We start from the raw sequence: 8133 nt of genomic DNA on the forward strand, positions 1-8133 counted from the left end.
AACTTGTGGCACCTTACCATAGTATAATAGAACCGTTGAAAAAAAGACGCTTTGCCGTAACACCACAACGTCAGTTTACAATGGAACCCAACCGCCGACAATGAGTGACAGGATGAGGGACAGGATCCGGATATCGGCCGGACAAGGATGGACAGAAAGGGAGAGACGTAAATGCTGACGATGGAGGTCATCCGGTTGGGTTCCTTTCAACTGCCGATCTCCTGGCTGGCCGGATGGCTTTTGATATGGGCCGGCGGCAAGGTGGCGGAGAAATGGCGGGTTCAGCCGGGTGGAAAAGCCGTGAAATGGAGCGAGGGTTTTATCCATGCGGCTTTGATCGGGTTTGTGGTCTGGAGATGGAGCCCCCTTCTGTGGGATCCGATTTCCGTATGGGACGATCCGCGTTCCCTGTTATTCATGTCCGGTTCCGTAAAGGGAGTTTGGTTGGCATGGGCCGTTGTCATTGGGTATCTTGGATGGTTTACGGGAACATCGGGAGGGACTTGGCGCGGTTTGTTGGACGCGGCGGGGGTCACGGCACTGACGGCGGTTTTGGGGTATTCACTCCTGTTCGTCCGCCTGGGGGAGATCACCTCCCTTCCCTGGGGGATCTCCCCGGAAGGATACGGTGAGGCCTATCACCCGGTCCACGTTTATCGGGCGTTGATCCTTGCTGCTGTCGGTTGGTACGGATGGAAGATTCGTCCCCGCCTTCGGGAGGGGGAAAGCTTTTCCCGCATGGGCTTGGCAGCGGGGATTGGATTGTTGTTGGTCTCATATATGGATTATTATCCGGTTCGCGCATGGCTGGGGCTTTCCGGCGAACAATGGACCTTTGCCGTCCTGGCGTCAACCGCTTGGATTCTGGGTCTTTGGGACGATCGAAAAGAGGTGACGGGAGAAGCCGGGAAACCTCCACCGGGCCGGAACCATCCGACTGCTTCCCGGTTTTGAGGGAGAATGAACAAAAGGGTCTGAACGGGCTGCCCCTTCAGCCCCCGTTTCCTGAATGAAGGAGGAATATCAATGGGTTACCGTTCCATATGGCGAAATATCCTGGTGGCGGTGGTGATTGTCGCGGCGGTGGCCGGGGCGGTTTGGACTGCGGCGGATCGGGGGGATCAAGATCAAACAGCATCCGATTCCCCATCTTCCGGTCAGGTGAAGCAAGGCGAAAGCTCCCGGGATGAACAGGCTTCCGAAGGGTTTCGGGCTCCGGATTTCACCCTGAAAACCCTGGACGGTAAAACCGTCCGTTTATCGGACAATGGGGGAAAGCCGTCCATTATCAACCTGTGGGCCTCCTGGTGCCCCCCCTGTAAAGTGGAAATGCCCCATATCCAGGAGGCCTATGAAAAATACGGCGATCGGGTGAACTTTTACATGGTGAACCTGACGTCCTTGGACAACAAGGATAAAATGAAGAAGTACGTGGAAAAAGAGGGCTTCACCTTTCCCGTGCTGCTGGATGAAACGGGAGAAGTGGGCGAGCGGTATCAGGCCTTCTCCATTCCCCAGACCTATGTGGTCAGCGAAAAAGGGGAAATCATCGAGAAGATCGCCGGTGCGATGTCCAAAGAACAACTGGAGGAAATGATGAAAAAACTCACTTCTTAACCGAGCACAAAGGGGGGAACCGGATGGGGGACGTAAGCATATGGCTGGCATTCGGAGCGGGGGTGCTTTCCTTCATCTCCCCCTGTTGCCTGCCGCTCTATCCTTCCTACATTTCTTACATTACCGGGGTTTCGGTCAACCAGTTAAAAGATGACAACCGTCCCCGGGAGCTGAAGAGGAGGACGATGGTCCATACCTTGTTTTTCATCCTGGGCTTTTCCGTTATCTTTTTCGCCCTCGGCTTTTCCGCCAGCTGGGTCGGCCGGTTTTTCAACGAATACCGGGATCTGATCCGGATGCTGGGGGGCGTGTTGATCGGAGCGATGGGACTGTTTCTGATGGGGGTTTTCCGTCCGGAGTTCATGATGCGGGAGAAACGGTTGGAAGTCGGGAAAAAGCAATGGGGTTATCTGGGCTCCTCCGTCACCGGGATGGCGTTTGCAGCGGGCTGGACCCCCTGTCTCGGCCCCATCCTGACATCGGTCCTGGCTCTGGCCGCCACCAACCCTTCCGCGGGTCTCGCCTACATCACAGCCTACACGCTGGGTTTTGCCATCCCCTTTTTCATCATGGCCTTCTTCCTGGGGCGCACCCGCTGGATCCTCCAATATTCCGACCGCCTCATGAAAGTCGGTGGAGCCCTGATGGTGGTGTTCGGGGTGCTGCTCTACACCAACCAAATGACGGCGATCATCGCCTGGCTGACCGACCTGTTCGGTGGCTTTACGGGATTTTGATGTCGGATCGCCGGAGATGTCACTCCTTCGTTTTCGGACCGAAAACCGGTTCGGTTGCCATGGGGTGGGAATCATGAGCGCAATTGGACAGGCAGGTGACGATGTATGAACCGAACCACCCGGTACTGGGTTCGCCGGATCCTGATGCTGGTGATGGTGGCTCTGGTCGGGATTGCCATCTATCAGACGGTCGCCGATGACGGCAAGAAAAAAAACGTGGAAGTCGAAAAAACAGCCCCGGACTTTCAGCTCCAGACCCTGGACGGGGAGACCTTGAAGCTGAGCGACCTTCGGGGGAAGGTCGTGCTCCTCAATTTTTGGGCCACTTGGTGCAAACCCTGCCGGGACGAGATGCCGGCCATCCAAAACGTGTATGACAAACATCAAGATAAAGGATTGGTCGTCGTTGGGGTCAATATTGCGGAGACCCAAGTGGCCGTGAGCGGCTTTGCCCGCCAGCTGAACCTGAAATTCCCCATTGTTCTGGACAAAGAGCGGAAAGTGACCGAACGCTACGGAATCGGACCGATTCCTTCCTCCCTGTTCATTGACAAACAGGGGAAGGTGGTTCGCAAAGTCAACGGGCAGATGAACGAAGGCCAGATCGAGGGGTATGTATTGGAGGCCCTGTCCAAGTAAGGACAGGGCTTTCGCGTCTTTTTTGGAATTCGAAAGTCGTGTTATCATATAGGGAAAACCGGAAACAGGAGGCGTTTGAAAACATGGAGAAACGGTATACCGATGTGGATGCGAAAAAGCTGAGTCAAGCCGACGAAAGCGAACGGAACCGGTATGTCTTGGTGGACGTCCGCACCCAAGAAGAATACGAAGAAGGTCATATTCCGGGAGCCCGGCATATCCCCCACGACCAAATGGAAGAGCGCGCCGGGGAACTGGAAGGAGACAAAGACAAAGAGATTCTCCTCATCTGCCGGAGCGGGCGCCGCAGTGTGATCGCAGCGAACATCCTGGCCGACAAAGGATTCAAACGCCTTCACAACCTGAAAGGGGGGATGCTGGAGTGGACGGGGCCGACGGAAAAGTGATGAACCAACAGGAAAGCCGTTTGCGGACAGCCGACTGGATCACCGATCTGATCGGGGAAACCCCGGTGGTCCGGCTCCGACGTCTCACCGGGCCCGATGACGCCGACGTTTATGTCAAGTTGGAATCCTTCAACCCCGGAGGGAGCGTCAAGGATCGAACCGCTTTCAGCATGTTGCAGTGGGCCGAGAAGGAAGGACACCTGAAACCGGGTTCCACCATCATCGAGCCGACCAGCGGAAACACGGGAATCGGACTAGCGTTGGTGGGTTCCGCCAGGGGATATCGGACGATCCTCGTGATGCCGGACACGATGAGCGCGGAACGGATCAACATTCTGAAAGCCTACGGAGCGGAGGTCGTTCTCTCCCCCGGTGCGGAACGCATGCCCGGAGCGATCCGAAAGGCGAAAGAACTCATGGACGAAATCCCCGACTCCTTCATGCCGCTCCAATTTGAAAATGAGGCCAATCCGGAGGTGCACCGCCGGACCACCGCGCCGGAAATCATCCGCCAGATGGGGGACTCTCTCGACGCCTTCGTGGCCACGGCCGGAACCGGCGGAACGATCACGGGAACGGGAGAAGTGCTTCGCCGTCATTACCCCGGTCTTTTCATCGCTGTGGTGGAGCCGGAAGGGTCTCCGGTCCTGGCGGGAGGTCAACCCGGATCTCACAAGATACCCGGCACAAGCCCCGGTTTCGTCCCGAAGATCCTCAACCGGGACATTTACGACGAGATCCTGCACGTTTCCGATGGGGACGCGGAGGAAACCGCACGCATGATGGCCCGGAAGGAAGGGATCCTGGTCGGTCCCTCCTCCGGTGCTTCCGTGTGGGCCGCTCTCCAGGTTGCCCGCCGGCTGGGGCCCGGCAAAAAAGTGCTTTGTATGGCCCCGGATACCGGAGAGCGTTATTTGAGCACGGATCTATTCTCGACCTGAGGGGATTCCGGTGGGCGACCCGCTGATCCGACTCATTGTGGAAGAGATCCAGTCCCGGCCCAAAAAAACGATCCCCTTCCGGCGGTTTATGGAACTGGCCCTGTATCATCCCCGGTGGGGTTACTACCGGCGAAGGAAGACGAAAATCGGAAGGAAGGGAGACTTTTACACCAGTCCCGCGGTGGGGGAGGCGTTCGGTTGGACCTTGGCCCGGGCGGTCGGCCGGATGGCTCGCACTTTCCCCTCCGAAACCCCGTGGCTCCTGGCGGAAGCGGGGGCGGGAGATGGGAGCCTGGCAGCACGGATCGTTCAGGCTCTGGCAGAAGAAGGCCGTCTTCCCCGGGTTCTTTATTTGGTGGAGACCAGTCCGTACCACCGGGAGCTCCAGCAGAACAAGCTGGTGGACAGTCCCGTCCCCGTCCGGTGGACGGAGGAGGTCCGGGACCTTCCCATGGAACATCCTTCTATTCTGCTGAGCAACGAGTTGCTGGACGCCTTCCCTGTTCACCGGGTGATTGCTCATCAAGGAGAATTAAGGGAAATTTACGTGACCTGGGATGCCGGCTGCGGAGAGCTCGCCGAAACATCCGGCCCCCTTTCCCGGCCGGAGCTGGCTGATTACTTCCGGGAGCAAAAGTGGAACCTTCCCGACGGATGGATCGCGGAGGTTCCCCTGGACGCCTTGGAGTGGGTGGAGACAGCCGGACGCCGGTTGAAGGCCGGGTACCTCCTGACGATCGACTACGGCGGTACCACGGAGGAGCTTGCCCTTCCCCGACACAAGGACGGAACCCTCCGCTGTTTCCACCGACACCGGCTCCATCGCGATTTTTACACCGAACCGGGGAGATCGGACATGACCAGCCACGTCCATTTTTCCGCCCTGATGGCACGGGGTCGGCGGGTGGGGCTTCAAACCCTCCTCTACACCACCCAGTCCCGCTATCTGCAAGGGGCGGGCATCCTGAGCCGGCTGACGCCGCCGGTTTCTTCCGATCCTTTCGCCCCCGAAGCGAAGCGGAACCGGGCGATCCGCCACTTGGCCCTGCCCGGGGGAATGGGAGATGATTTCCGGGTGTTGGTTCAGTGCAAGGGCGTCCCACATCCGGTGAACGGCATGAAAGACGGAACATAATAAAGCTCCCCGTCAGAGGGGAGCTTTTGGTGTTTCAACCCACATGGAAGAAGGACCAGTACACGATCCCGGTGAAAGCGATGACCATGTAGCCGCCGAAGAGGAACATATAAGTGCGCTCTGTAAAGTTCAAGTAACCGAGGACAAAAAAGATTGCCGCCTGCAAGTAGAACAAACCTGCTAAAATGTTCATATGGCCGGCCATGAACATCAGACCGATCACCAGGAGCCAAAAGCCCAAAACACGAAACATGCGGTCCATCGGATGCCAACTCCTTTACGCCTCTCAAATCGACGATTGTATGTACGGAATCCCCATCCCCCGGATCATCCGGAGGTGAGGCTGTCCGGTCCGTCGTCTCACTTTGCAATCAACACTCATTATACCCGCCTGTTCGGAAGGGATCAAGTAAACGATAGTATGTGTCATGAAACAGTCAGGAATGCAGTTCAACCGGGAAATGGGGGAGAATGTTGGAAACCTTGCGCACAGTGAAGCAAAACGGGGTGGGGTGGATTTTTTTCAACCGTCCCGAAGTGAGAAACGCCGTCAACCGCCTGATGATGGAAGAGCTGGAGGAGGTGCTCCATTCCTGGAGCAGAGACGGTGGGGTGAAAGTGCTGGTCTTTGCGGGGGATGAACGGACGTTTGTTTCCGGCGGTGACCTGGTCGAATTTCAGCGTATGAAAAGGGAAGATGAAGTGTATCCGGTGATGCGCCGCATGGGGGGCTTGCTGGAGAAGATCCGCAACCTGAATCGGCCCACGGTGGCGGCTGTCCGGGGAACGGCCGTGGGAGGCGGTTGTGAGATCGCGGCCACCTGCGACTTTCGCTTGGCCTCCCCCGGCACGCGTTTCGGGTTCATTCAGTCCCGCCTCGGCATCACATCGGGTTGGGGAGGGGGATCGAGGCTCCTGGAACAACTCCCCAGGGATCGGGCCCTGTATCTCCTCTTGAGCGGGGAGCGCGTCGAGGCCCGGAAATTGCACCGCTGGGGCTGGATTTTTGACCTTTACCCTGAAGAGGATTTCCTTGAGTCGGTTCAGGCCTTCGCCGAATCCCTCACCCGGGCGCCGATGGGGGCGATTCAAGCTTACATGGAGATCGCCGATGCCTTCCGGGAACAGGTGTCAAGGGAGGAGCTGATCGATCGGGAAGCGCGTCACTGTGCCCGGCTGTGGGAAACGGAGGAACACCTCCAAGCGGTGGATGCTTTCCTCCGGCGGACCCGGAAGCCGAACAGCCCGTAAGCCCGGGCCTGTTATATGCGGGAAGCGCCACCCTCTAAAAGTTGCTGTCAATTGGTTGAAGGAGCGGACCGCTTTCCTATTGACGGGGGCCGAACGTCACTTCGGCTCCCGCCTCCTTGGTCATCCATGTGAGGCCCGTCATTTCGGGTCTCTTTTTTCATGAAAAAAGCTTGATGTATATGGAGGACGGGTTTCGGTTATAAAAATTACTAGTTACATATACTACGGTTTATAGCAAACGCATACAGATAGAACAAATCGCATGCCGTGGAATCGGTGGATCAAGGATTGGAGGTTTTTGGGCTTATGGCAGTCAAAAGACAAGATGCGTGGACCCCCGACGATGACCTGGTCTTGGCGGAAGTGACCCTCCGCCACATCCGGGAAGGGGGGACCCAGTTGAGCGCCTTCGAAGAAGTTGCCGAAAAACTGGGCCGGACTCCTGCCGCTTGCGGGTTCCGGTGGAACAGTCTGGTACGGAAAAAGTATGAAGCGGCGATCCAAATCGCGAAATCCCAGCGGCAGAAAAAGAAACAGGAAAGACAATCCCAGGTTCGAAACCGGATCAAGGGGGAAGAACTCAACCTGGAACTGGACCGGATTTCTTCCCTGGACGCGATCATCCGCTTTTTGCGCCAACATAAGGCGGAAGTGACGGAAATGCGGAAAAGACAGACTGAACTGGAAAAGGAACTCGAGGAGCAGGAAGAACGGCTCCGCCAAATGACGCAGGAGAATGAGGAAATGAAAGGTCGTCTCAATCACGTCCAGACCGATTACCGTGTGGTGAACGACGATTACAAAGCCCTGATTCAAATCATGGACCGGGCAAGAAAACTGGCCATCCTAGAGGAAGATGAGGAGGAAGGTTCCAAAACCAAGTTCCGGATGGAATCCAATGGAAACTTGGAGCGCCTTGATAAATAAAGAACAGGTATATATAAAAAGAGAAACCCGTTTCTTACGAGGCGGGTTTCTCTTTAATGGAAACTGGAAGTATTGTGAAAAAGTGAGCGGCGGCATTTACCCGATGCCGCTCCGGTAGTACTCACAGAGCACAAGTCTCGCCGGGGTCGCTTCACTCCCGGTCTCGCTATGTACTCACAGAGCACAAGTCTCGCCGGGGTCGCTTCACTCCCGGTCTCGCTATGTACTCACAGAGCACAAGTCTCGCCGGGGTCGCTTCACTCCCGGTCTCGCTATGTACTCACAGAGCACAAGTCTCGCCGGGGTCGCTTCACTCCCGGTCTCGCTATGCACTCACAGAGCACAAGTCTCGCCGGGGTCGCTTCACTCCCGGTCTCGCTATGCACTCACAGAGCACAAGTCTCGCCGGGGTCGCTTCACTCCCGGTCTCGCTATGCACTCACAGAGCACAAGTCTCGCCGGGGTCGCTTCACTCCCGG

General features: G+C 56.9%; 10 protein-coding genes. 9 read left to right on the forward strand and 1 reads right to left on the reverse strand.

Translation table 11 applies throughout. The annotated features are described in order from the left end of the window. The first annotated feature begins 171 nt into the window (after nucleotides 1–171). The 7 genes from C8P63_RS01500 to C8P63_RS01530 all read left to right on the forward strand — a co-directional run bounded on the left by C8P63_RS01500 (nucleotide 172) and on the right by C8P63_RS01530 (nucleotide 5476). Complete coding sequence (locus C8P63_RS01500; protein WP_108021546.1) at nucleotides 172–954, forward strand: hypothetical protein; 783 nt, start codon at nucleotides 172–174, stop codon at nucleotides 952–954. 72 nt (nucleotides 955–1026) lie between these two features. Further along, on the forward strand, nucleotides 1027–1617 hold the full coding sequence (locus C8P63_RS01505; protein ID WP_108021547.1) for a TlpA family protein disulfide reductase: 591 nt from the start codon (nucleotides 1027–1029) through the stop codon (nucleotides 1615–1617). Nucleotides 1618–1640: 23 nt separating this feature from the next. Continuing rightward, entirely contained in the window at nucleotides 1641–2354 is a 714-nt protein-coding gene (locus C8P63_RS01510; protein ID WP_108021548.1) for a cytochrome c biogenesis CcdA family protein, read from the forward strand. A 105-nt stretch (nucleotides 2355–2459) separates the two neighbouring features. Next, nucleotides 2460–2993, forward strand: a complete 534-nt coding sequence (gene resA, locus C8P63_RS01515) for a thiol-disulfide oxidoreductase ResA (RefSeq protein WP_108021549.1) — start codon at nucleotides 2460–2462, stop codon at nucleotides 2991–2993. Between the two features lie 83 nt (nucleotides 2994–3076). Beyond that, nucleotides 3077–3400, forward strand: coding sequence for a rhodanese-like domain-containing protein (locus tag C8P63_RS01520; RefSeq protein WP_108021550.1), 324 nt, complete (start codon nucleotides 3077–3079; stop codon nucleotides 3398–3400). After that, on the forward strand, nucleotides 3400–4341 hold the full coding sequence (cysK, locus tag C8P63_RS01525; protein ID WP_281258661.1) for a cysteine synthase A: 942 nt from the start codon (nucleotides 3400–3402) through the stop codon (nucleotides 4339–4341). Before C8P63_RS01520 ends, cysK begins: the two co-directional genes overlap by 1 nt. 10 nt (nucleotides 4342–4351) lie before the next feature. Further along, nucleotides 4352–5476 (forward strand): class I SAM-dependent methyltransferase, encoded by a 1125-nt coding sequence (locus C8P63_RS01530; protein WP_108021551.1) that lies wholly within the window; start codon nucleotides 4352–4354, stop codon nucleotides 5474–5476. Between the two features lie 34 nt (nucleotides 5477–5510). Here the strand turns inward: C8P63_RS01530 and C8P63_RS01535 are convergent, their stop codons facing one another. Further along, on the reverse strand, nucleotides 5511–5738 hold the full coding sequence (locus tag C8P63_RS01535; RefSeq protein ID WP_108021552.1) for a DUF2626 family protein: 228 nt from the start codon (nucleotides 5736–5738) through the stop codon (nucleotides 5511–5513). A gap of 209 nt (nucleotides 5739–5947) precedes the next feature. Between C8P63_RS01535 and C8P63_RS01540 the strand changes: the two genes are divergently transcribed. Continuing rightward, on the forward strand, nucleotides 5948–6727 hold the full coding sequence (locus tag C8P63_RS01540; RefSeq protein WP_108021553.1) for an enoyl-CoA hydratase/isomerase family protein: 780 nt from the start codon (nucleotides 5948–5950) through the stop codon (nucleotides 6725–6727). Between the two features lie 306 nt (nucleotides 6728–7033). Beyond that, entirely contained in the window at nucleotides 7034–7654 is a 621-nt protein-coding gene (locus C8P63_RS01545) for an RsfA family transcriptional regulator (protein ID WP_108021554.1), read from the forward strand. Nucleotides 7655–8133: the final 479 nt, after the last annotated feature.

It is taken from the genome of Melghirimyces profundicolus, from assembly GCF_003054245.1.
GTDB classification, from domain to species: domain Bacteria; phylum Bacillota; class Bacilli; order Thermoactinomycetales; family DSM-45169; genus Melghirimyces; species Melghirimyces profundicolus.

Coding starts and splice junctions, on each gene's coding strand:
- C8P63_RS01500 (WP_108021546.1), top strand. CDS start 172: ATGCTGACGATGGAGGTCATCCGGTTGGGTTCCTTTCAACTGCCGATC.
- C8P63_RS01505 (WP_108021547.1), top strand. CDS start 1,027: ATGGGTTACCGTTCCATATGGCGAAATATCCTGGTGGCGGTGGTGATT.
- C8P63_RS01510 (WP_108021548.1), top strand. CDS start 1,641: ATGGGGGACGTAAGCATATGGCTGGCATTCGGAGCGGGGGTGCTTTCC.
- resA (WP_108021549.1), top strand. CDS start 2,460: ATGAACCGAACCACCCGGTACTGGGTTCGCCGGATCCTGATGCTGGTG.
- C8P63_RS01520 (WP_108021550.1), top strand. CDS start 3,077: ATGGAGAAACGGTATACCGATGTGGATGCGAAAAAGCTGAGTCAAGCC.
- cysK (WP_281258661.1), top strand. CDS start 3,400: ATGAACCAACAGGAAAGCCGTTTGCGGACAGCCGACTGGATCACCGAT.
- C8P63_RS01535 (WP_108021552.1), bottom strand. CDS start 5,738: ATGGACCGCATGTTTCGTGTTTTGGGCTTTTGGCTCCTGGTGATCGGT.
- C8P63_RS01540 (WP_108021553.1), top strand. CDS start 5,948: ATGTTGGAAACCTTGCGCACAGTGAAGCAAAACGGGGTGGGGTGGATT.
- C8P63_RS01545 (WP_108021554.1), top strand. CDS start 7,034: ATGGCAGTCAAAAGACAAGATGCGTGGACCCCCGACGATGACCTGGTC.